Source organism: Butyricimonas sp. RTP31003st1_G1_RTP31003_210430 (assembly GCF_040920905.1).
Lineage (GTDB): Bacteria > Bacteroidota > Bacteroidia > Bacteroidales > Marinifilaceae > Butyricimonas > Butyricimonas paravirosa.
The window spans coordinates 16995-41786 of record NZ_JBCOSQ010000046.1; the positions used below are offsets into that span (position 1 = coordinate 16995).

Below are 24792 nucleotides of genomic sequence, written 5' to 3' on the forward strand. Positions count from 1 at the left end.
TTACATTTGTAATTTTATCATAGAGATTACTTCAAATGAAAAGTGGGTAGGTCAGACTAGAAAAAAATTCAAAAAAAGAAAAGATTTAACATTTACACCCCTAACAGGAACATCAAAATCACAAAGTAATTTTTGGATAGGGCCTCCCTTAATGTCTCGTAAGCCGACTTTTTCAAACACTTCACCGTGTTCACGGAAATACCTAATTCTTCCGCAACCTCAGGGTTCGTTTTCCCTTCCAGATTCAAAAGGATCACGTTACGAGTCTGTGGTGGCAACTGGTCAATAGCAACATATAACATTCGCATGGTTTCCTGCCGGGTAACCTCCTGCAAGAAATCGTAATCATCCACGTTACTCTCATCCAATTGTGCGAAATAATTTTCCTTCGCCCGTTGATGCTTACAATGATTCCAGTACAAATGACGTGCAACCGTGTATAAAAAAGCTTTCCCGTAATCAACAGAAACAATCTCATCCCGCCGTTCATAAACCCGGATAAAAGTCTCTTGTGCTAAATCTGCTGCTAATTCATCATCCCCCGTGTAGCGTTTCATGAAAGCGTACACGGATGGAAAATTCTCCCGGAAGAATACTTCAAAGTCTTTATTGGTCTGAATAATAGCACTCATAGTGCTACAAAAGTAACTATTCCTCCGAAATATTCAAATACACAATAATTGAATCATTACAAAGTCCGATACAATCTTGTAAACAACTATATCATCTCTTTCTCCCTTAAAATAACATAGGGGAGAACTTTCAAATCTCGTTTCCCCCTGTTATTAAATTACTCAAACAAAGCATTTATATATTCGATCATCTCTTCCCGACGTAATCCTTTCTCCTTTATTTTTCCCTCCGGATCGATCAGATAAATCATCGGAATACCACTCACATTATAACTCTTCGCCACGGGACTTTCAAATGCTTTTAAATCTGAAATAACCTTCCACGGTAAATTATAATGTTTTACATCTTCCTCCCATTTCCCTCGCTCGTCATCCAGATTAATCGTAAACATTACAAAATTCTTATCTTGCGTATTCTTATAAACTGTTTCAAGGAAAGGTATCTCCAATTTACACCATCCGCACCAAGATGCACTAAACTCCAGCAATACATATTTTCCCCTATAATCTGACAATTTGTAAGTATTACCCTCCAAATCCTCTAACGTGAAATCATACGCCATCACTCCCGGTTGTACTCGTTTTTCCTTTTCTAATTTTACCCGGCAATTAGCGATATATGCGTTCTCGGCTAAAGAAACATCGAAAGCATTCAGTGCTTTTTCCATCAAGGGAAGATTATCAGCACTAATATATTCCGAAACAAAATAAGGAGCCACCTCACTACGTGCATACCCCGGAAGATTCAGAATGTAATCCACCACCTTATCATAAGCCTGCTTGTAAGGCTCTGCTAAAGAATCATATAAAGTCCGGTTATCTTTAAACGCCTTACTCCGGTCGTAACCGATTCTGCCATACTCTTTCATAAACTCTTGCCCGTTCTTTTCTATGGCAACAAATTCATCATGTGTTTTACTCCCAGTAATTGTTAGACTCTTCAAATTATTAAAATCCCCTTGAACTTCAACCTCACTATTATCCAAAAATATACTGAAAGAACCCACAAAATCATCTTCTCCCTTCTTAACAACGAAAGAAACCAAACGAGGGTAATCCACCTTACCCGTGTAAACCACTTGGCCATCTTTCAACTTCAAAGTATCTATATACCACTGGGCAGGATTCGGAACCCTTTCACTCACGAAAATTTCACACTCCGGAGCATTTTCCAAACGCATTTTTACCTTAAAACCATCCGTTTTGGATGCACACGAAAAACAGAACAAACATCCTGTCAACAAAATCAATAATCTATTCATCTTTATTATCTTTAAATTTATCTTTCAATCCGGAAACCACGGCTGCAAACAAAGGATCATCCACCGACCACCCACAATCTTTCATCGTTTTCTCTATCAATTCCAATCCTCGCTTACACATTTTTGCATCTCCCTTACGAATCAACATTCCATTTAATTGTAAAGTTACATCAAAACGAGCATCATTATCCAAACGAGAAAACTTCTTATCATACATTTTCAATGCTTTCTTCAAATCACCAGACAAAAAGGCTCTGGTAAACTCCACTATATCCAACAAATAATCCTGTCCGACAATTTCCGATTGAGCAACACACGTTTTATATGTATCTAAAAGTTGAACTGCATTCACTTTATCATGAAAAATTATTTCGTTACAATCATTCACAATCAACGGGAACAAATCGTCGTATATTTTACGATCCACACTATCTTTACTAACCGCTGCATCAAAATCCTTTTTATATTCCAGAAGATACTTGTATTCTGGTAACGACGGATTCTTCACGAATCGTTTCACGAGCATCCAATTTTCTTTACCACTTTTCTCTTGATCGGTCAATGTCCCCCAATATTCGTGCAACACCTCTTCCATCCGCTCTTTCATAAAAGCCCTAGCCAAAGTCTCTATATAACTATACACGAATTGTGGATCACGCTCCCCGTTGACATATCTCTTCTCATAAGAATACAAAGAATGTTCTCCAATACCATTTTGCACATTCTGTAAAAATTCCTCTGCTTTCATTCCTCCCACCATTTTATGAATCACCTCTCCATCTTCATTCAAGATCAAAAAAGTCGGGTAAACCTTCACTTGATACTTCTTAGCCAATTCCCGCCCCTCCCCTTTTTCCATATCCAATTTAACATTTACAAAATGCGTATTCATAAATTGTCCCACGTCTTCCCGGCTAAAAACATCCTGCACCATCATTTTACAAGGGCCGCACCAACTCGTGTAGCAATCCATAAACACCATCTTTTTTTCCTGTTTTACTTTTGCCAGAACTTTCGTGAAACTTCCCTCATCAAATTGTATCTGACATTTTGCCTGCAAGCACAATACAGATAAAAACAAACCGATTAATATCTTATACATGATTTTTTCCATTAATTACACAATGTAGATAATGTCTCCAATACTTCATCCCCCCTCAAGTCCCGACACACGATTCGCCCTTCCGGATCTACCACGAAAGAGTCTGGAATCCCGCCCAAATTATATGCTTTAGCCAAAGGACTGTTTTTCATCCCTTTCAGATCAGACAAACAATACCATTCGATATTATACTCTTTGATCTCATGTAACCAAGCCTCTTTCCGATCATCCATCATCATCGTTACAAAAGCAACATTTTTATCTTTTAAAGCGTGATATGCTTTACGAATAAAAGGAATCTCTTTTTTACACCAGCCACACCAGGATGCACTAAATTCAACAAATAAATATTTTCCCCGGAAATCAGCCAAGGTGTACTTCCTACCATCTTTATCAAACACCTGAAAATCTGGGAAGGCTTTTCCCGGCTGTAAAGCCGTTTCCCGCTCTACGCTTTCTTGCATTCCGTTCAGATAATAAGAATCAGTTAAACTCGGGTCAAACTTTTCCACGATCTTCCCTCTTTGCATAACATCCAGAGATGCGGACAATTGAGCCACCAAATAAGCTGCTGCCGGACTTTTAGAAACTCCCGGCTCAAAAGCAAACAACCGGTCAATAATCACCATTTGCAACGAATCTCGCTTTCGACTCATCTCTCGTACTTCTTCCATCCTAGCCTCGGCAAAAGCCATCTGGATTTTTCCATTAAACTCTGCAACCAATTGTTTCTCCGGTAAAGACTTCAAATAAACATTATACCTGTGAATATCTTCATTAATCGGGGCTGAAGTAATCTTCAACGTTTTCTTCACCTCATCCAATTCGCTGTACACCTTCATATCCTCCGGCTCTATAAATATAGCCACCATCGAGGCCCCCAATCGCTGGTATTGCGGTTCCATGTCAAAAAACAATAGACCGGCCTGAGGCTCCGTGATCTTCCCTTCTAAAAAGTACTTTCCATCCTTAACCTCGCAACTATCCAATAAAACATTTCCCGGCGGATTCGTGTACAACTTCACGATACCTTTAGGTAATCCCTTCATCTCCCCAGAAATCGTGAAACGATCATGCTCCCGTTCTTTACATGCACAAAACAGGCATAGCAAGCTAACCAATAGCCATACATTTTTACATACTTTCATCACCTATACATTAAAGTATTCTCCCGCTAAGCGGGAGAATACTGATTTATTAATAAGTATCCCACTGATTACCTATCTTATAAATTAAATCCACCACACGACCGAACTTTCCGATAAATTCCATTCCTTCCAGAGTTTTTCCATCCCCAACGACCGAAACATCCAGTACCATAAAGTCACTCTTCGACGTGTCATCCGCATTCTCCAAAGCAATACCCAAACGTTCATAATTCGTGGGACAAACAGCAATATCCCGAATCGTCCGCCCAAAATCAGAACGTAATGGTTTTACCGTATTATCCTTGTGATTATAAACATACAGCACGTTACCTGATGCAATATACACGTAAGGACGATTCTGGCAAACAGCAAATTTCGTATTCTCATTAATGATTGAAGGATCAGGAAACTCCACCTCCGAGATCGACCGATACGTCTTCGCTCCCCATCCGGAGAATCGGAATTTTTGCACGTATGCCTTGTTTTCCGAATTCGATTTCAGAACTGTCAGGAACTCATCCGTCGGGGTTTCTGTCGAGATCGGTCCTCCATCCAGCACCGTTTTCCCCATATCGTAAGGAATAAATGCCTTTTCCGAATCATTCGTGTAATCAAATCGTTTCATTTCCCCGGTTCGCACCAGCATATAACTTGAAGTTTTCTTATCAAAACAGATAATATCATTACTAAAAAGCAGGTTTCCCCGAATGCCCAGATTCGTTAATTCATAATCACCCGGATAAGGGAAATTTGGAAACAGACCATCCTGATAAAGAGCATCATATGATGCTTGAATATTACGCACATACAATTTACCATTACTGATAAGATAATCGTAATTCGTCACGCAATTCATTCTCATAGGCTTGAAATCCTTGGGTACATCCCCCACGAACTCATCTTTCGTGGCGACCATTTTACTAAACGTGTTTCCATCCAATTCCACAGAATATTCCGGTCCGTTCTGACAAGCCACGAAAATCTGTCCGATCTCTTCTGATGTCGGCAACCAATGTTCCATCAAGGCACAAGCACCCCCGGCCAAATCCGTCCCGTTCACGTTTTTATAAATATCCGCATAAAGGCCCCCATCATCCCGAACATAGGACAACTCGGAAACGTTACCTTTATCCGCCAAGAGCATCCATCCGGAATAATATGTGGAATAAACCGACACGTTAAAACGGTTGATATACTCTACCCCTAAATCCTCATTCGTAATCGTAAACTCGGCATACAATCCAGCTTTCACGGGAAGGTCACCCACAACAAAATTCAGACTTTCTTCCTCGCAAACCACCTTATTGTTTATTCTCCAAGCATAAGAAACCTTATCCGGCTTGCCATTTGTCCAGGTCACGGTTGGGGTAATCGTTTCCTGTGACCCCACGTAAAAATCATAACTTTTCTCTATACCGCTCACGGAAACCTGCGGCACGGTCTCATAGTCATAATTTCCTTTATCTTCATAACATCCGGCAGCGAACAACGCCATTACCGTGATGATATATATAAATAATCTCTTCATAACTTCATCTTTAAATATTAACCTCTCATTGCCACTTTCATCAAACTACCATCCTCATCTTCAGTTGGATGTTCTTGCAACCAATATTTGAATTGCAGCACGTAAGCCCGCATCGTCGAGTAATTCATCTCTCCCCCGTCGGCCTCTAACGTCATATCCGTCACCCCGATTTCCCGGATAAAAGTTTGATATTTCAAGTCCGAATAAGTACCCAACCCGTTCGCCTCGTGCCAGTCATTCCACCACCCCGGACGAGTTAATTGATTCGTGATAAAAATCCGTCCTTTCCGATTCGCTTCGATTCCCGGCATAAAATCCCCTGACCCCTGCACCTCAAAAACCGCTAGCACACTCCCTTTAAGAGCCTCGTTTCTCGTTACGGTAACATTCAGATAAGCAACCGAATCATTCGCCGCAATCACCTGTTCTTCCACCGGCATCTCAAAATCCACCCCGGCTTGGGCAGAACTTTCATCCTGCAAAAACTTCACGTTATACTTCCGATCACGATCTACCAGAGGCGAAATCATCACTAATTTCAAAGCCACCGTTCCCGACTCCAGCGTCTCATCATAAGCAAACGAGAAAACGGTACTATCTTTTGACAACTTATCAAATTGTATATAGTTACTACTGGAATACCCTTTCAGGTTATCTTCCGAACATGACATCATTCCAAGAAACAACATCATGATAATTACATATAATATTTTCATAGCCAAATATTAATCTACTACTTATTATTTAAATAATCTTCCTTACGCCCGCCAAACTCTACTTCAGTGGCCGGCAATGGCAAACAGAATTGAGACGGTTCAAGCTTTATCGTGGTACTCCCCTGATCAACCGGTAATCCCAAACGTTTATACCAGTAAAACAACTGACCTTCCCCGATAAATTCCCGACGAGCCTCTTTCGTCAACTCCTTCACGAAATTATCATAAGTAATCGTCGTTGAAATCTCCCCGGCTATCCCCCTATTTTTACGCAATTCTTCGAGTAAACCGATAGCAACCTCCTTATGGGCATTAAAACCGCTCTCCGCGGCAATCAGATACATTTCAGATAAACGGATCATCGGAACTTTCCCGCCATTTTCAGAATCCACATCCGCATATTTAACCGATATATCATACCCGTTACTATTCGTGATTACCAAATATTCCTTCCGGAAATCATCAGAAGAAGGATAAATGGAAGTAACATCATTTATCGTGTAATAATTATCTTGAGAGGCGTCATAAGAGTACCACAAATCATGAATACCAGCATAATTCAAAGCAAACAGAATCTCGTTTTGCATCACGACATCCCGACTCTTCAAAGGGGCACTCACCGCACTTTCCTCGGTGAAAGGGAAGAACCCGTCTTTCCCGGCCTGAATAACTTCTTGGGCATACGTGTAAGCTCTCTCATCCCCCATGTAATGATACACACGGGCCATCAACCCGGTAATTGCCCAATAATTCATGCGATATGCCCGGGCCGTTGTAAAATCATTCCCGATTTCCGTCACGTAATGGTTATACATCTCCTTAAAACTCTCTTCCCGAGCCGGATCAACCGTACTTAACATCATCCGGGCGCTATCAAGGTCCGTCAGAATCAATTGAACAATCTCGCTCGTCTTTTTTTGACCATGCACCCGGTCCGTGAAGTTATCGGCATAAGGCAAACACAAAGCCTCCGAATTCTCCTTCCATGACGGGGCAAATGCTCTCAACAAGTCGAAATGCAAGTAAGCCCTTAATGCTTTCGTTTCCGCAACCAAAAACTTATACTCTTCACCTTCAAAAAACGAGGGGGACTTCTCGCTCAAGTAATCCAATAAAACATTACAATTCGCAATACTATTGTAATTTTTTAACCACAAATTCTTAATCACATCTTGAGAATTCGAATTTTTATAATTATACCGGGACGCCTCGTAAAGAAGATGATACTTGTCCTGGTAAACATCATAATACTGGGCCAACACATCCATCAACCCGAATGTCATGTGCGTTCCATACGAAGATGCATCCGTCATCGAAGTATATATACCATATAAGGCATTCTCGAACCCCTTGGGTTTAGAAAACAATTTCTCTGCATTCACCTGTGCTTGCGGGGTCACATCCAGCCAACTATCACAACTGCTGTTCGTCACAGCAAACACGAATAACGTAAAAATAATCAATATTCTCTTTTTCATATCATCCATTATTTTACATTTCTACAGGATTAGAATTGTACCTGTAATCCCACGTTAAAAATTCTAGCAAACGGGTAATCCAGACCTCGTTCCCGTTTCACGTTAGATATTCTGAAAATATCTTCCATCTGGAACGTCAATTTTAAACGTTCCAAGCTCCATCTTTGAATCAACTCGGTCGGGAAAGAATAAGAAAATGACAATGATTTGAATTGCAACACGTTCTCATCCTGAACAAAACGAGAAGAAACCTCCGTCCGATCCCGGTTCTTAATATCTTTAAAGAAAGTGTGATCTCCCGGTTCTTTCCACCTGCCTTGCAACACCCGGCGATCCACGTTCCAACTCAAATTTGCATCCTCCACCCGATCTACAAGCGTTTGGTTATACACCTGTCCTCCACATTGATACAAGAAACTAACATTAATATTAAATCCTTTCCAGTCCGCATTGGCACCAAAAGCTCCCGATACCTTGGGTTCCGTGTCCCCGCACACTATCTTGTTGGCAGCACTCCATTCATAAGTCAAGTTACCTTTCAAATCCTCAAACACCTCTTTCCCGTTCATCGGGTTTATTCCGTGGGATTTTACCGCGTAAATCGCCGTAGTTGACTGTCCCTCTTTAAATTGTACCTGAGGTTTGGCTGTCTCCATCGCTTCACCCCACCCCGGTTCATAATTATCCTGCTCATCATCCACTTTCTTGTTGTACGTTTCCAATGAATTGGAAATCTTTTTAATCACGTTCTTATTATGCGCAATCGATCCGAAGACATTCACGATTAAATCCTTATCCCGTACCACGAATCCTCTCAACGAAATTTCATATCCTTTATTCTCCAACTCTCCCAAGTTATCCCTGTAACTTTCAAAACCTGAAGAAGGCGGTAAAGTAATATCTGCAAGCAAATCTTTCGTTGTCTTCACGTAGTAGTTCATATTAGCACTAACCAATCCATTCAAAAACTGAATTTCAAAATTCCCGTCAAACGTGTGTGTCTTTTCCCATTGCAGGTTTGTATTTCCCATGTTGTTCATGATCACACCCAAACCTCCGGCATACCATTGTCCCTTGTAATACTCGTACACATCCTGGGCCTCATATGCCTCGAAAGAAGCTTTACCGGTAGCCCCGACATTCGCGGAAAATTTCAAATGATTAATCACACCTTTCAATCCTTCAAAAAATTTTTCATTATGCACGTTCCAACCAATACCTGCCGACCAAAACGGGGCATATCTCTTCTTGGAGCCGAATTTTGACGATCCATCCAGACGACCGGATAAATCCAGTAAATAAATATTATTCCAAGTATAGTTCAAGTTCACAAACAAACCTACCAAACGGGATAATCCCTCACTTCCTTCCGGGGTTAAATCCTTAAACTCCTTACCAAAAGAAATGTAATCCATACTACCCGACGGAAAACCGATCACACTATATGATTCATTCTCAAACCGGGTCTCGATAACATTACCTCCCAACACGGCATTCAAAAAGTGACTCCCCAACTGCTGGTTATAACTGAACACCACGTTCATATCCAAGTTAGAACTCTTCTCGTGGAAACTATACGCCTCCCCTCTCTTCAAAATTCCTTCTCCATCCTGATAGTCAGACTCATTGTAAATCGCTGATTCCGGGTCCGTGAATTTCTCTTGCTTATCCGTACGTTCCGAGTATGACACTCTGGCCTTCAACCTGAAATGCTCGCTGATAAACCAGTCAAAATCAAAATTATCCGTCCACTCCGTGTACGTCGTGTTATCTTTATGATTCAACGTTGACTCGTACAATGGATTCAAGAAACGATTGCTCGTACTCACGTGCGGTTGGTATGATTTAATCAAATTTCCATCCTCATCATAAATCTGGTCATACGGGTTCGCCTTGGCATAATCCTTGAAGGAACCATACGGTGATTCTTTCGCTTTCACCTTATCCACCGTCAACTTGTTTCTAAACAACAACTTATTATTCAAATTATAAGAAAGTAGAAAGCCTATCCCGAACCGGTCTCTCGAAGATTTTTTCATCACTCCCGGATTAGCCTGGTAATTCACGTCAATCCCGTAACGCACGCTTTGGTCACCCCCCTCTACATACAAGGAATGTTTATGCCCGACAGCAACGTGCAAAGGTTGAGACAACCAATACGTGTTTACCCCTTTTTTCACTCGTTCCAAACGCTCTGCATAATCCATTCGTAACAACTGCTGGGTATAAAGATCATCCGAATCATACAACCCGGCATCCAACTCGGCCTGCAATTTTTCCTTGGCATTCATCAAGTTATAATCAGACAAATCCGGAGCATTGATCGCCATGTTCATATTATAGGACACTCTCAACTTTCCTTCTTCTGGAGCTTTCGTCGTCACCACCACGACCCCGTTTGCTGCCCGGGAACCATAGATCGCGGTAGCCGAAGCATCCTTTAATATTGTCACGTTCTCGATCCGGTCAATATTCAAGTCAAAGATTTTTTCTACATCGACCTCATAACCATCCAAGATAAAAGTGGGTAAATTCGGATCATTCCTAAATGTAGCCTCAGACACGCCTTCCACCCCGAAACCGGAATTACCGCGAATACGAAAATCAGGTAAACTATTCGGGTTCGATCCCATGTCAACATTCTCACGCAGCCGGAAAGAAGGATCAAACACCTGCAAAGCACTAATCAAATTATTGGACGACACCTTGGCCAACTCCTCTTTATTCACGGAAACCACGTTACCCGTGAAACTTTCCTTGCTCTTAGAAAAATAACCATTGACAACAACCTCTTCCACTTCCAAGGCATCTTCCTCCATCACCACGTTAAGATATTTTTGGCCCGTGTACTTCACCTTCTGCGTTTTCATTCCGATAAAGGAAAAAACAAGTGTCCCCTTTTCCATGGATAACGTCAGTGAAAACTCCCCATTCACGTCTGTTGCGGCACCTAAACTAGTACTATCCAAGCGTACCGTTACACCGGGAATCGCCTCACCTTTTTTATCCGTCACTTTTCCCTTTATCTGGAATTGTTTCACCGTACTATCCCGCATCGTCTTCACCTCGGGAACTATAACGATATAATCATCCACGAAACGATAAGTCATCCCGCTACCAGCCAACACCTTATCAAGCACAGCCCGTACATCTGCCTCTTTAAAATCGGCCTTTACCACCCGCTCCAAGGCTAAACGATCATCATTATAGATAATGATCTTTCCCGTTTGCCGTCGAATTTCCTCAAAAACCGTTTTAATTGACGTCTTCCCAAGATTCATGTTCACTCTCTGCTGCGACATCACGTTTGCAGACAGAGAACACACGAAACAGACGCACAAAATCCAAGTCAATTTCATAATTTTCGACAATTGTTGCTGCTTATTTTTTGACAAAACAAGCCACAAGACATTACTTTTTTTCATACATTTGTAAATTAAGTGATACTTAAATACTTCTTCGGGAGTGATTACCGGATCGTGGTCCTAACACTTTCCGGTATTTTTATTCCTCAGAAGTAATCCTATTCTCTATTTTTCATTAACAACAATCACATCTTTATTGATTTTAAAGGTAACATCGGTCATTGCCTCGATTAAAGAAAGTATGTAACCAATCTCGTTATATTTCTTAAACGCCCCCGAAAACTTTAACCGTTTCAAGCTCTCTTTCGTGAAAAAAAACTTCACTTCATACCAACGTCCCAGTTTATCCCCCAACTCTTCCAACGGCATTCCGTCAAAATTAAGTACCCCGTCCTTCCAATCCACGTAAGTAGCCACGTTTACGGTCTTTACCTCGTATTCACAGTTCTCGTTATTCATCACGAATTGTCGGCTAGGAGTCAATATTTCGTTGATTTTCCCGCTTTTTACATCCACCTTCCCCTTCACCAAGGTGACCTCCGTTCGGGGATCTTGTTTATAGGCCATCACGTTAAATCCTGTGCCTAACACCATCACGTCCAATCGTTCCGTACGCACGATAAAAGGATGCACCTCATCTTTGGAGACTTCAAAATACGCCTCCCCTTCCAACTCCACCATGCGATCTTTCCCGCTAAACATCACCGGGTACTTTAACCGGGATTCGGAATTCATATAAACCACCGTGCGATCGGCCAGCACTAGCCGATACTCTCCCCCCGACGGAACGATCAACTCGTTATACACAACATCTCCCTGTAAGGAATTTTCCTGTTTACTATAATCAATATATTCTTTCCCGTTCAAAATTGGGAAACCCTTTTCACGGATCGTATCTCCATTCGTGCATCCCAACTCAACCTCAAATCCAGATGACAACACCAAGCGAGCTTTCGCCTCACCCGGTTTTACCACCGGGGACTGAGCCACAACCGAAGAGGGAATTTCTTCTTCCCACGATCCCACAAGCCATGTAATCCCAATCAGCACAGCCACACTTGCAGCCACACTCCACCCGATCCGTCTGAAATGACGCCTTTGCCTCTGTTCCTTCCTGTGTTCCACTGCTTTCCATGCGGCACTCATCTCCACGTTCTTCCACCGGGCCACATACTTTCCCGTGTACCAGGCCCGCTCTATTTTTTCAAAGAAGACACGGTGTTCAGCATTTTCCCGCAACCATGCCTCGAACTCCTCCCGTTCCTCCACGCTCGCCTCTCCCACTAGAACTCGATAAATTAAGTCTTCCATGTAGTCTGAAATAGCCATACTTATTCTTATTTTTTACAAGTAGGACTAAATAAAAATCAAAACGGGTGAATGGAGGCACATTTTTTTCGAAAAAATAAACTTAAAAAACGATAACTCCTACCATTCTCTCTAATTTTGAGTGACTGTTACCTGACCGTTGCCTGACTGTTGGGCGCTATCGCCGCCTTGTCGCCGCCTTATCGCCCACTTATAGCCGCCATTTTAACAGACATCATACAAATTAAACAGACCTGACATTACCACCTAAGTGATCTATAAACACGTAACAATAAACCAAACATAATACATCAGAGAATAGCAAGGGGTTAATCTCCCAAGCTCTTGGATAGGATAAGCAACAGAATCAATTCTTCATCTCCCTTTAATTCTTCCCGCAATATACGCATTCCATTACGTAACAACGTTTTCACCGTGTTTAGAGACACCTGTAACTCGTTGGCCGTATCCTGATATTTCATATCCCGCATCAGAACGCAATCCACCACTTTCCTCGTTTGCTCCGGCATCCGAGCGATAACAGTCGTCACCCGATCCACAATTTCCTGATTCAGCACCGTGGCCGTGTCTGCGGCCACGTCAATAGCCGTGTAATCCACCCGTCTACGCAACACATCCTTCTTGTGCGTGTAAGTGTAACAACTATTGCGAACAGAAGAAAAAAGATAAGAACTAAGAGCCTTTTCCTCAATATGCTTCAGATAATCATCTTCCCATAAACGCACGAAAAATTCCTGAACGAGATCTTCTGCCATCGTATCATCATCAATCAAACTTCCCGCGTACAGCACGAGAGGACGATAATATCGATCAAACAACATCCGAACTCCTTCCTTACGGTTCTTCACGAACACATCCAATATATCTCGATCACTTTTTCGCATTAGTGCAAAAATAAACTTTTTTCAACAGCGATCGACAAACAATGAACTTTTATTTCTTAAAACAACAAACCATCCCGCACTTCAAGATATGACTGAATTAATCGGGAAACGGCATATTCTCCCACCCGATCATCAGGCACTTTCAAATATTTTTCCATACTCTCTGAAAACGAATCGACCCGGATTTCATAAAATACAGGGTATATCACCCGATGAGACAAAACGTGTTTCTTTGCCACGTACTCCCGGGTAATTTCAACCTTTTCGATACCATCAAATAACTCTTGAAAAACAGCCATCCCGGACAATTCCTCCCACGTAACCGCACGTTCCGTTTCGATTAACGGGAACTCGTAGAGATTACGCCAAATATCATTCCCCGTTCGCTTAAATAAAAGGGTCATACCTTGCCCATGTATATACAAATAATTAAAATAACGGGGTTTCACCACGGTCTTCCCACTTTTCACGGGTAATCGCTCCACTTGCCGGGCGGCTAATCCCAGGCACTTCCCATTTAGAGGACAATGCTCACAATCTGGTGATTTGGGTACACATTGCAATGCCCCGAACTCCATCATTGCCTGGTTGAACAAATCCGGACGACGTTCATCCAACAGAGATTGAGCCAATGCCGTAAAATATTTCTTCCCCTCTCCCCCGTCAATGGGTAAATCTATATCAAACAACCGGGCCAATACCCGGAATACATTTCCATCCACGGTTGCATAGGGTAACCGGTAGGCAAAAGAACAAATAGCCGCCGCCGTGTAATCACCAATTCCTTTCAACGAAAGCACTTCCTCACGTGTACGGGGAAAAACACCACTGAAATCATTCATGATCTGCCGGGCTGCCGCATGCAGGTTCCTAGCCCGGCTATAATACCCTAACCCTTGCCAGTACTTCATCACCTCGTCCTCATCCGCCCGGGCAAGAGCCGCCACGTCGGGAAATCGCTCCGTAAATCGGTTAAAGTACTCCAATCCTTGTACCACCCTAGTTTGTTGAAGTATGATTTCCGAAATCCAGATCAGGTAAGGATCGGAAGTCCTTCGCCACGGTAAGTCCCGTTTATTCTCCTCGTACCAACGAATTAATATATCGCTAATCTCTCTATCTTCCATCTCGTGTAATTATTCGCCACGAAGATACAAAAACATCGGATTAGAATATTATTATACACACAACAAAAGGGATCACCATCACAGCAATCCCTTTCCATTCACTAATAACAAAAAAATCTATCCTTATTCCAAATGAGCCCGGATCATCCAAGTTACTTTTTCTTTCTTCTCGATCATATCCTCCAAGAAATTGGATGTCCCGAAGTCCTTTGATCCTTCTTTCTCCATGGTTTCCAAATCGGAACGAATTTGTCGAATCACCTCGGCATTATCGTCCAGCAAAGCTGCCAGCATACCCTTTGCATCGGGAAGCGGTTTTTCATCATCATGTTCTTTGATACGATTATGCTCCAAACATCCCTTCAAAGAACCGATAGGACGTTCGTCCAAATCACGAACACGCTCGGCAATGCTATCTATATCTTCAATCAAGCCGTTATAAAGATCTTCCAAAAAAGTGTGATAAGACCTGAAACTCGGGCCCTTCATATTCCAGTGGTAATTCCAAGTTTTAGCGAGTAAAACAAAATGATCAGCCAACAGGTTATTCAAAATGGTTTTGCTGGATTTAATCATTGCAGCATCTAAACCGATATTTCCTTTCATCATAACTATAAATATTTAAAAGTTCGTTTTTATTTCGTTTTCAACACCTATAGAAACGAAAAGAACTTGATAAAGTTTCGATTTTATAGCCTAAAATTTTATATGTTTTTCTCTTGCCGCAATAAACAAGGTGCCTAAAAATTCCGTCCAGTATCCCACCACAAAGGAGTTCCGGCATGATCCGGACCTCCCAAGGCATCGACCAGCATCTCGTATTGCCCGTTATCGCTATCAAGAATAGAAGAGGGATAATTCAGACGACGAATCATCTTTTCCGTGTCAACACACCCGTTACGACTATTGTTATACCGTACGGGGAATAATCTCGGATAACCTGTCCTTCGTTGTTCTGCCCATGCCTCGCAACCTTCCGGGAAAACTGCCAGCCATTTTTGCGTGATAATCCGTTCCAGTTTCATCTCGTCAGAGGCGGCATCATCCCAACGGGGAGTAACCAAACAACGAGCCTTGATATTATTCCCGGGGGTAAAGGCATCCTCGAAATCAGTCGCCCGACAATCACTCTGTAAATAAGTTTCCACACCGGGCACCTGCCACTGGGAGAATGAACACCGGATGCCCTGTTCGTAACAAATTCCGGGGTCCTCCGTCGTCCATCCCCGCAAAGCGGCTTCCGCCCGCAGGAACCAGACCTCGGCAGCCGTCATCAGAATTGGTTTCGTCCGGACATTCACATAGATTTTCGACAAAGCGGAATAAAGCGTGTGGGCAAACATGGTTCCTTGACGGATTCCCCAGTACTGCCCTTTCAAGGGGATACGAACCGAATCCCGTCCCTCCCGATCCTGCAAAAGAACATCATCGGGACAAGGCTCGAAAAAAGCCTCCCGCCGGGGATCATCAAAACCATTCAGAATAGATTCCATGGACGCATTCATGTACACCTCGCCCCACACCCGGTTAATCTCGCCCAACGGGTTAGTATATTCATTGTCTGTCGTCACGGCCACCTGTTGCGCAGGTTCTTCAAAAACCCCGTGGGGATCAGCGAAAGCGTCCACGAACTCTTGCCGGGCTCTATCCGGATCGGCCATTGCCATCCGGATTGCCAGACGCAAACGCAACGAGTTGGCAAACCGAATCCACGATTCGACCTTGCCATCCAACAACAAGTCGAAACGGGAAAATTCAGGCGTGTAGCCAGCTAAATTCACGTGATTTTCCAGTATTCCCACCGCCGTTTTCAAATCATCCAGAAAACGATAATAAACATCTTGTTGCGAATCCGGCAGGTATATCATTTTTTTATTTCCGAAACTCGTGTAAATGACAGGACCATAATAATCAGAGACCCGATGCATCACTTCCACTTTCAATATTTCAGTGACAGCATAGACGGCAGGGTATTTTAACCGGGTAGAATCCTCCAGTCGTTTAATCTGGGGCATGATGTAAGCGTAGGTATTCTCCCACAACGTCCCGTTCCACCCGTCTTGCAGATTATAATCGGAGTTATGACTTCCACCGTTTAGAGGTTTGTAATCGTGCATGTACCCGCTAAACATATCGGCACTCAGATTCTGCATCAACTGATAAGGCCAATTCTTCCCCTTCCCGTAATCATAATTAAAATAAATCCCTTGCTGAATCACGTTTAACGGTATGCCCAGGTGATTCAGATCGACTTGCATATCCTCATCCGTGATTCCCGTATTATCCGTGTTCAAGTCCCTGAAACGTCCCGTGCAAGAGACGAACATCAACCCCATTATCATGTAGATTAAACCTCTCATTCTTTCTTCCAATTAAAACATAACACGTAAACTGAATCCCATACTTCTCGTGGTGGGCATCCCGTACACTTCTATCGCTTGGTTATCATTCCCCGTGGAAAGAATCAGATCCGGGTCAAAAGGCGCTTTCTTGTATATAAAAAACAAATTTCGGGCAGTAAAAGCCAGTTGAACATCCCGGAAAAACTTCGTTGCCTCCATCCAGTGCTTGGGGAAGGTATAGCCCAAAGCCAACTCCCGCAAACGGAAATTAGTGGCATCATACATATAATATTCCGTCACCCCAGCACGCCCCCCGACGATAGACTTGTAGAACCCTTTCACGTTAGTAATCTTCTCTCCTTCCAGCATCACGTACCCCCTGTCCCGTGCATCCCCAGTAACTTTTGTCACCCCGTACATATCCATGTCGGCCTGTGTCTGCGACAACACTTTACCCCCGTACCGACCATCTATCAGCAAGCTCAACACCAATCCCTTCCAAGAGAAAGTGTTCGTCCATCCCAACGTGAAATTCGGATTAGCATTTCCCACTTTCACCGTGTTCCCATCTCCTTCAATCATCGGCAATCCCTGATGTTCTCCATCCGTCTCGTAAAGAATTTTCCCGTCAGCATCCCGCTTGAATGCCTTACCGTATATATCCCCGAAAGACCCTCCTTTCTTCAATTTCATCGCGTAACTGGATGAAAAACCATAAGGCCCGTATTGAAACACGGGTAACTCGGCGTGCAAACGAACCACTTTATTCTTGTTGAAAGCGTAATTTATTCCTGTTTTCCAACTGAAATTTTTAATCTCAACCGGAGTACCCTCAATCATCAGCTCGACACCTGTATTCTGAATATTTCCAGCATTCACGTAACGATAGGCATACTCGTCGCCATCTTTTGCCGGTAATTTGAAAAACTGATTCTTGGTATGCGTCTGATAATAGGTAAAGTCAACGTGCAGGCGAGAACCAAAGAATTTCCATTCCGTTCCCACCTCCATTGACAAGCTCATCTCCGGTTTCATCTCTTCAAAAGGAGCCGCATCCGATGCCTGTATTCCCCCACCGGCCAGAACGTGAGCCACGGGATTCGTGATATACAAAGGAATGTCATTTCCCACCTTACTCCACGTGGCCCGCACCTTACCACTCGTCACCTGTTCGGGTAATTTCAGCACCCGGTTCACCAACCAGGAAAAACCAACGGACGGATAGAAAAAGCCTCTCGATTCCCTGGTCGTGTACGCTAAAGTAGAACTCCAGTCATTCCGGGCTGAAACATCCAGAAATAGATAATCTCGAAACCCTACTTGTGCCGTGACAAACAATGACTGCATCTCCCGGACGGCATCAATCTGCTCTGAAATATAGGCAGATGTATTCATGTTTATGTTCGCTATATTAAACACGTTAGCAAATTTCAAAGAGGCGGTCTTCGAATCGTATCGAAGTTCATTGACTTTTTTCCGGTTAATACTGGCCCCTAAAGATACATCCAGCGAAAAGTCATTAAACTTTCCTTTATAAGTTCCAATCACATCCCCGTACGTTTGCACCTGTTCGTTCCCGGAATCTATATAACGCCCGTTATCTCCTGCCAGCGCAGGAGCCGTCGAGGCATAATATTTTTGACGGAATTTATCGTTCACGTAATCCACGTTTCCACGGGCCTGAACTGAAAAACAATTTGTAATTTTCAAGTTCAATGCGAGGGAAACAATAGCCCGTATTCGTTGCTCCCGGCTCGTGATCCGCTCCTGTATCCAATATGGATTCTGCTCGAAATCCTCTGTCGGGGCATGCCAATTCTGCACGTTCAAATGCCGTTCTTCATTCCATACTTCAAAATGTTCTTTATATTCGGTTATATCCATTCCCCGGGGAAAACGATACAGACCCACTAACGGGTTCATGTAGAATCCTCCCGGAACAGGACGATTTTTCACGTGTTGGCTCAATAGATTTACATTCCCGTCTATTTTCAAACGCCCCTCGTAAAATGTCGCCGTTTCCCGCAGATTAATATTGTGTTTTGACAACTTATGATTCTCCAAAATCCCTTTCCCCGTGGTATTAGCATACGAGAAATAAGTTTGCACTCGCTCATTCCCAGTCATGAAGGACAAAGAGTGAATCGCTGTTACTCCCGTCCGGAAAAAAGAGGGTATCGGATTACCCGTGGCTATATTCTCTCGCTCTCCCCAACTCTCGATTTCATCGCTCATCCCGTAATGATTCTGCAACTTCGGTAACATCATCGCCTTATCAAAAACCACGCTGGAAGTAAAAGAAACCTCTTGTTTCCCGACCGATCCTTTCTTCGTGGTAATCAAAATAACCCCGTTGGCAGCCTGTGTCCCGTAAAGGGCCGCGGCCGGGGCCCCTTTCAAGATGCTGATACTCTCTACATCTTCCGGGTTCAAATTAGAAATTCCATCTCCGGCATCCCGATTTCCCGCATCAGCCGTTCCCCCGATAGCCGTGTAAGGTTGTTCACTGCTTTCGTTCAACATCGGTACCCCGTCAATCACGTACAACGGTTGATTATTCCCAGCCACGGATCGACTTCCCCGCATCACGACTTTCACTGAGCCACCCATTCCCGAAGAACTCCGGTTCACTTGCATTCCGGCCACTTTTCCCATCAACGCCACGATCATGTTCGGATCTTTCACCTGGACTAACTCATTCTTGTTCACCTGAACAGCGGCGTAAGACAAGGCCGATTCTTTCTTTTGCAATCCCAATGCCGTCACGATCACGTCATCCAAAAGAATATAATCATGCTCCAACGTGATCACTAAATCGGTTCTCCCGTCAATCGGGATGATCTGGGTTCGATAGCCAACAAAAGAGACGATCAACGTTCCATGCAAATCTACCTCAAGCGAGAATTTCCCTTCTCGATCGGTAGTTACCCCGTTCATCGTTCCTTTTTCAATAATATTGACCCCGGCTATCGCCTCGCCTTGTACATCATACACGACTCCTGTTACAACAGCACATTTTTCATTCCGAGCCAATGAATCAATTCCCCGTACCACGGCAAACAGTCTTCCACCCTGTACAGATAATAAACAAAGCAAAAGAACAAATACACGCACACACATCGTAATTAGTTTATAAAGTCCGTAAAGTTCATAAAGTCAAAAGTTTTTGGTATCCTTCAGACTATTTATTGGCAACAATGCCATCATGAACAAATCATCCACAAGGATTCACAAACTTTACAGACCTTATAAACTTTATAAACCTTACGAACTTTACGGACTTTCCTGTTATTTCAATCCTCTCTTATGCAACAAAGGATCTTCCGATGGCTCCTGACCACGGAATTTGATATACTGCTGCATAGGGTCAGCATATCCGCCTTCTGACAGAACATATTTTCTAAACTTGGCTGCCAACTCTTTGTTATAAATATCCCCAGAAGATTTGAAAGCTTGGAAAGCGTCAGCGTCCAACACTTCGGCCCAGAGATACACGTAATATCCGGCACTGTAACCGCCATCAAAAATATGAGAGAAATACGTGGAACGATAGCGAGGTAATATCTCTTTGATCAAACCGTATTTATCCATAGAGGCTTTCTCGAAAGCGTTCACGTCAAAATCTTTCACTTCTGTATTAGAGTACCAATCCATATCCAGTAAAGCCGCTGCCACGTATTCTACCGTCGCAAATCCCTGATTAAAATGTCCGCTCTCCTGAATCTTCTGGATTAACGCGTCCGGCATAGTCTCGCCAGTCTGGTAATGTTTTGCATACATTTTCAACACTTCCGGTTCACTCGCCCAATTCTCCATCACCTGCGACGGTAACTCTACCATATCGTGAGGAATCGTACCCGCAATCCGCTGGTAATCGCCACGAGTAAAGAATCCGTGCAAGGCGTGTCCGAATTCATGGAACATCGTTTCCGTGTCATCCCAACTCAACAAAACGGGAGCATCCCCCACGGCCGGAGAGAAATTATAAACCACAGAAACTAATGGCATTTCTTCCTGTCCGTTCACTTTCGTGTAGTGACGGAATTCGGTCATCCATGCTCCTGCTGACTTGCTGGCACGAGTGTAATAATCCAAATACAAAATTCCGAGAGAAGTTCCGTCAACATCTTTCACCTCGTAAGTTTCCACTTGCGGGTGATATAACGGAATATCCGTTCTTTTATGCATGGTGATTCCATATAATTTATTGGCAACCGCAAACATTCCATCCCGCACGTTTTCCAATTTCAGATAAGGAGCCATCTCGGATTCGTCCAGATCATATTTCTGTTTCCGCAATTTCTCCGCGTAATACCACCAATCCCAACTTTCCAGTTTAGACGTCATCCCCTCTTTCGTGGCAATAGCTTGCATTTCAGCCAATTCCTGTTTGGCAACTTTCAATGCTGGTTCCCACACACGTCCCATGAAATCATAGATAGCCTTCGGGGTTTTGGCCATGTTCACATCTACCACGTAAGCGGCATAAGTGTCAAATCCCAACAATTTAGCTTTTTCCGTTCTCAAGTTCACCATTTTAGCTAACACGGCCTTGTTGTCATTAGCATTGTCATTATTCCCGCGCATATAATATCCCTTGTATAACTTCTCCCGCAAATCACGATTTTGGGCATACGTCAGGAAAGGAATCATACTTGGTTTTTGAACCGTGAAAACCCATTTACCTTCCATGCCCCGGTCTTTAGCCTCGGCCGCAGCGGCGGCAATAGAAGTTTCCGGAAGTCCGGCCAAGTCTTTCTCGTTATCAACAACCAACGTGAAAGCATTTGTCTCTTTCAATAGGTTATCACCATATTGTAAACTCAATTTAGCCAACTCACCATTAATCTGCATCATCTTAGCCTTATCGGCATCATTCAGATTCGCACCACCACGCACGAAATCATTGTAATACAGTTCCAACGTACGCAAAGCCAGAGCATCCAATCCCAAAGTCTCCCGTTTGTCGTACAATGCCTTGATCCGAGCAAACAATTTAGGATTCATGTTAATCTCATCCCCGTGGGCTGTTACGGCAGGACTGATTTCCATGGCTAATTGTTGCATTTCATCATTCTTCATCGCCTCGTACAGGTTAAAGAATATCGATGAGGTCTGATTCAGCAACTCCCCGGCTTTATCAAGAGCCACGATCGTGTTCTCGAAAGTCGGTTCTTCCGGGTTATTCACGATAGCCTCAATTTCTGCCTTGTGTTGTTTCATACCTTCCTCGAAAGCCGGCTTGTAATCCGCCGGTTTTATCTTATCAAAAGGCGGAGCTTGAAACGGGGTTTCAAACTTCTGCATTAACGGGTTGTTTACCTGCTTAGCTCCATCCTTACAAGACGTTACTAATGCGGTAACACTCAAAAGTAATATAACGCTCTTTTTCATGAATAAAGTAATTTATATTTAAGTATATTTCTCCCCACGTCCACAAAAACAAGGTAAAGATATAGATTATCCGCTACAAAGCATTCGTTTTGCCGGTAAAAGATTATTTTTAGTGTATGCAAAATTTTAATTAACTTCGCCACCAAAGTAAAAATACCAAAATTAATCAGATATGATAAAACATTCGTTCTTATGCATGGTCATCCTGCTTGTTTCTATCAGCACGGCCGTGTTTGCACAAAAAGGCGGACCTCGTTCCGGCTACAACTTTACAACAGTCGTTGACTTGAAAACGACCCCGGTGAAGAATCAACAAAGCGTGGGAACCTGCTGGGACTACGCAACTCTCTCATTCTTAGAATCAGAATTACTGCGCAAAGGCAAACCTGTCTATGATCTCGCAGAACTTTACGTGGCTAAAAACGCCTACTTCGAGAAAGGATTACGTTACGTTCAATTCCACGGGAAGACAAACTTCAGCGAGGGAGGACAAGCTCATGACGTAATAGATATGATCAAAAAGTACGGAATTGTTCCGGAAGAAGTATATACCGGATTGCAATACGGACGAGACTTTCACATTCATGCAGAAATGGTGGCTGCTTTGCAAGGAATCCTTGACGCCGTGAACAAAAATCCGAACCGACAGATTACTCCCGTGTGGACAAAAGGTTTCATGAGATATATCGAGGCTTATCTGGGTGACACCCCGGAAACATTCACTTACGAGGGCAAGGAATATACCCCGCAAAGTTTTGCGGCATCCCTAGATCTAAACTTAAATGATTACGTGGAATTGACTTCTTTCCAGATGTACCCTTTCTACGAAGAGGTGGAACTCACAATTCCCGATAACTGGATGCACGCCCGTTACTACAATCTACCGATTGACGAGTTAATGGAAGTGATGAACAACGCCTTGAAAAACGGTTACTCCATATGCTGGGATGGAGACGTAAGTCACAACGGTTTCAGCCACCCGAACGGGTTGGCCATTCTCCCGACCAATAACCCGGAGGAAATGATCAATGCCGAGATCGACAAGTGGACCACACTTAGCGCAAAAGATCGGGAACGTAAAATGCAGTCTTTCGAATCTCCCGTACCGGAAATGAGAGTAGATGACAACAAACGTCAATTTACTTTTAACAACCGCCAGACAACAGATGATCACTTGATGCACATCACCGGAATGCTAAAGGATCAGAACGGAACGATCTATTATAAGACCAAAAATTCTTGGGGAGAAGATCGTAACCCGTTCGGTGGTTATCTTTATATGTCCGAACCATTCTGTCGCTTGCAAACCGTGGCAATCATGGTTCACAAAGATGCTATTCCGAAAGCAATACGTAAGAAATTAGGATTATAATAAGAAATGAAAAAACAGCATCAAAACCGATGCTGTTTTTTTATTATCGTTAAAACGAATTATCATCCGCTATCGACATGAATTTCTTACGAATCCACTGAGAAATCTTCGTTGTGATCTCCGGACCGGAATAAGGAATAAACTCTTCATACATATCCGCCTGTTCGAAATTATCAATTCCCACGGACAGAACCTCGATTCCTCTCTTCTTTCCTTCCCGCACAACCTCCCACACGTGTTCACGGGCATCCTCCCCGTCATATCCCGTGGCTGAGGGAGCCCCGTCGGAAATCATGAAGAACAATTTATTCTTGGCATCCGACTTGAACTTATCAAAACAATACAGCATGGCATACCCGTCAGCATTGGCATTTAACGCTTGTTGAGAAAACAGTTTTCCTAGTTGCAGTTTTTCGCCCCGATCGTGGAAACGAATAATCTCGATGCCCTCATCTCCACAGCGATGCCCGTATATCGAGTAATACACCACGTTCGGATACTTGTTGAAAGCCAAGGCTAACGCAGAAGAGATCACAATTTGCGTGGAAATCTTGTCTCCCGTACACATCGAACCAGACAAATCCAAAAGGATAACCACTTCGAGTATAGCCGAAGGAGCCATTACTTCCTCGAAAAATATATTCCGGTTATATCGGGATTGATACAATTCATCCTCATCCAATTCCCCAGAATCCTGCTCGTAGATCACCCGGGTTCGATCCATTTTCCCGGAGAACATGGCCAGACTCAACTGTATTTTGGCCACCAGTTCCTTTGCCCGGTTCAATAAATCATCCGAAATTTCGGCCACATCAGCCTCGAACTCCTCGATACGGTCACAAATTCCCAATGTTCCCTTCCATTCCAGCTTTGACCGTTCCGGGCTCACGTATAACTGGGTCGAAAAAACAGGCTCTTGATTCAACGTTTTCCGCAAATCACGAATAACGGATTCAGCCATTTTAATCTGCTTATCCGTCTTGAAATCCTCGATACCCTTCATCGCCTTCTTCATCTCCTGTAAAAAGAAATGATCCGGACATATCTCCTTTTCTTGAAACAACTCGGTCAACATTCCCGCATACCAAACAACCTCCTTGTAAGTCAATTCCC

16 protein-coding genes and 1 pseudogene are annotated in these 24792 nt (G+C 43.2%); 1 reads left to right on the top strand and 16 read right to left on the bottom strand.

What is annotated here, in order from left to right:
• Window positions 1-92 precede the first annotated feature (92 nt).
• From AB5542_RS14210 to AB5542_RS14280, 15 genes are all read right to left on the bottom strand, one after another.
• Complete coding sequence (locus tag AB5542_RS14210; protein WP_124315768.1) at window positions 93-632, bottom strand: RNA polymerase sigma factor; 540 nt, start codon at window positions 630-632, stop codon at window positions 93-95.
• A gap of 158 nt (window positions 633-790) precedes the next feature.
• On the bottom strand, window positions 791-1894 hold the full coding sequence (locus AB5542_RS14215) for a TlpA disulfide reductase family protein (RefSeq protein WP_279039020.1): 1104 nt from the start codon (window positions 1892-1894) through the stop codon (window positions 791-793).
• On the bottom strand, window positions 1887-2996 hold the full coding sequence (locus tag AB5542_RS14220) for a thioredoxin family protein (protein ID WP_279039018.1): 1110 nt from the start codon (window positions 2994-2996) through the stop codon (window positions 1887-1889). Before AB5542_RS14220 ends, AB5542_RS14215 begins: the two co-directional genes overlap by 8 nt.
• An 11-nt stretch (window positions 2997-3007) precedes the next feature.
• On the bottom strand, window positions 3008-4144 hold the full coding sequence (locus AB5542_RS14225; protein ID WP_279039016.1) for a TlpA disulfide reductase family protein: 1137 nt from the start codon (window positions 4142-4144) through the stop codon (window positions 3008-3010).
• 49 nt (window positions 4145-4193) lie between these two features.
• Window positions 4194-5672 (bottom strand): PKD-like family lipoprotein, encoded by a 1479-nt coding sequence (locus tag AB5542_RS14230; protein WP_279039013.1) that lies wholly within the window; start codon window positions 5670-5672, stop codon window positions 4194-4196.
• Between the two features lie 17 nt (window positions 5673-5689).
• Window positions 5690-6388 carry a DUF4843 domain-containing protein gene (locus AB5542_RS14235; protein WP_279039011.1) on the bottom strand — a complete coding sequence of 233 codons (699 nt, stop codon included), beginning with the start codon at window positions 6386-6388 and terminating at the stop codon, window positions 5690-5692.
• Between the two features lie 17 nt (window positions 6389-6405).
• On the bottom strand, window positions 6406-7866 hold the full coding sequence (locus tag AB5542_RS14240) for a RagB/SusD family nutrient uptake outer membrane protein (protein ID WP_279039008.1): 1461 nt from the start codon (window positions 7864-7866) through the stop codon (window positions 6406-6408).
• 29 nt (window positions 7867-7895) lie between these two features.
• On the bottom strand, window positions 7896-11291 hold the full coding sequence (locus AB5542_RS14245; RefSeq protein ID WP_279039006.1) for a SusC/RagA family TonB-linked outer membrane protein: 3396 nt from the start codon (window positions 11289-11291) through the stop codon (window positions 7896-7898).
• Window positions 11292-11396: 105 nt separating this feature from the next.
• Complete coding sequence (locus tag AB5542_RS14250; protein WP_279039004.1) at window positions 11397-12560, bottom strand: FecR domain-containing protein; 1164 nt, start codon at window positions 12558-12560, stop codon at window positions 11397-11399.
• Between the two features lie 308 nt (window positions 12561-12868).
• A complete protein-coding gene (locus AB5542_RS14255; RefSeq protein ID WP_279039002.1) occupies window positions 12869-13444 on the bottom strand; it encodes a sigma-70 family RNA polymerase sigma factor in 576 nt (191 codons plus the stop codon).
• 56 nt (window positions 13445-13500) lie between these two features.
• Complete coding sequence (mutY, locus tag AB5542_RS14260; RefSeq protein WP_087421689.1) at window positions 13501-14571, bottom strand: A/G-specific adenine glycosylase; 1071 nt, start codon at window positions 14569-14571, stop codon at window positions 13501-13503.
• Window positions 14572-14694: 123 nt separating this feature from the next.
• On the bottom strand, window positions 14695-15180 hold the full coding sequence (locus tag AB5542_RS14265) for a Dps family protein (RefSeq protein WP_279038998.1): 486 nt from the start codon (window positions 15178-15180) through the stop codon (window positions 14695-14697).
• A 131-nt stretch (window positions 15181-15311) separates the two neighbouring features.
• Window positions 15312-16931 (bottom strand): SusD/RagB family nutrient-binding outer membrane lipoprotein, encoded by a 1620-nt coding sequence (locus AB5542_RS14270; RefSeq protein ID WP_279038995.1) that lies wholly within the window; start codon window positions 16929-16931, stop codon window positions 15312-15314.
• Between the two features lie 12 nt (window positions 16932-16943).
• Window positions 16944-20033 carry a SusC/RagA family TonB-linked outer membrane protein gene (locus AB5542_RS14275; RefSeq protein WP_279038993.1) on the bottom strand — a complete coding sequence of 1030 codons (3090 nt, stop codon included), beginning with the start codon at window positions 20031-20033 and terminating at the stop codon, window positions 16944-16946.
• Window positions 20034-20201: 168 nt separating this feature from the next.
• Window positions 20202-22307, bottom strand: coding sequence for a M3 family metallopeptidase (locus tag AB5542_RS14280; RefSeq protein ID WP_124315780.1), 2106 nt, complete (start codon window positions 22305-22307; stop codon window positions 20202-20204).
• Between the two features lie 172 nt (window positions 22308-22479).
• Between AB5542_RS14280 and AB5542_RS14285 the strand changes: the two genes are divergently transcribed.
• Complete coding sequence (locus tag AB5542_RS14285; protein WP_279038990.1) at window positions 22480-23679, top strand: aminopeptidase C; 1200 nt, start codon at window positions 22480-22482, stop codon at window positions 23677-23679.
• A gap of 49 nt (window positions 23680-23728) precedes the next feature.
• Here the strand turns inward: AB5542_RS14285 and AB5542_RS14290 are convergent.
• Window positions 23729-24792 (bottom strand): annotated as a pseudogene (locus AB5542_RS14290) (hypothetical protein); the annotation flags it as partial.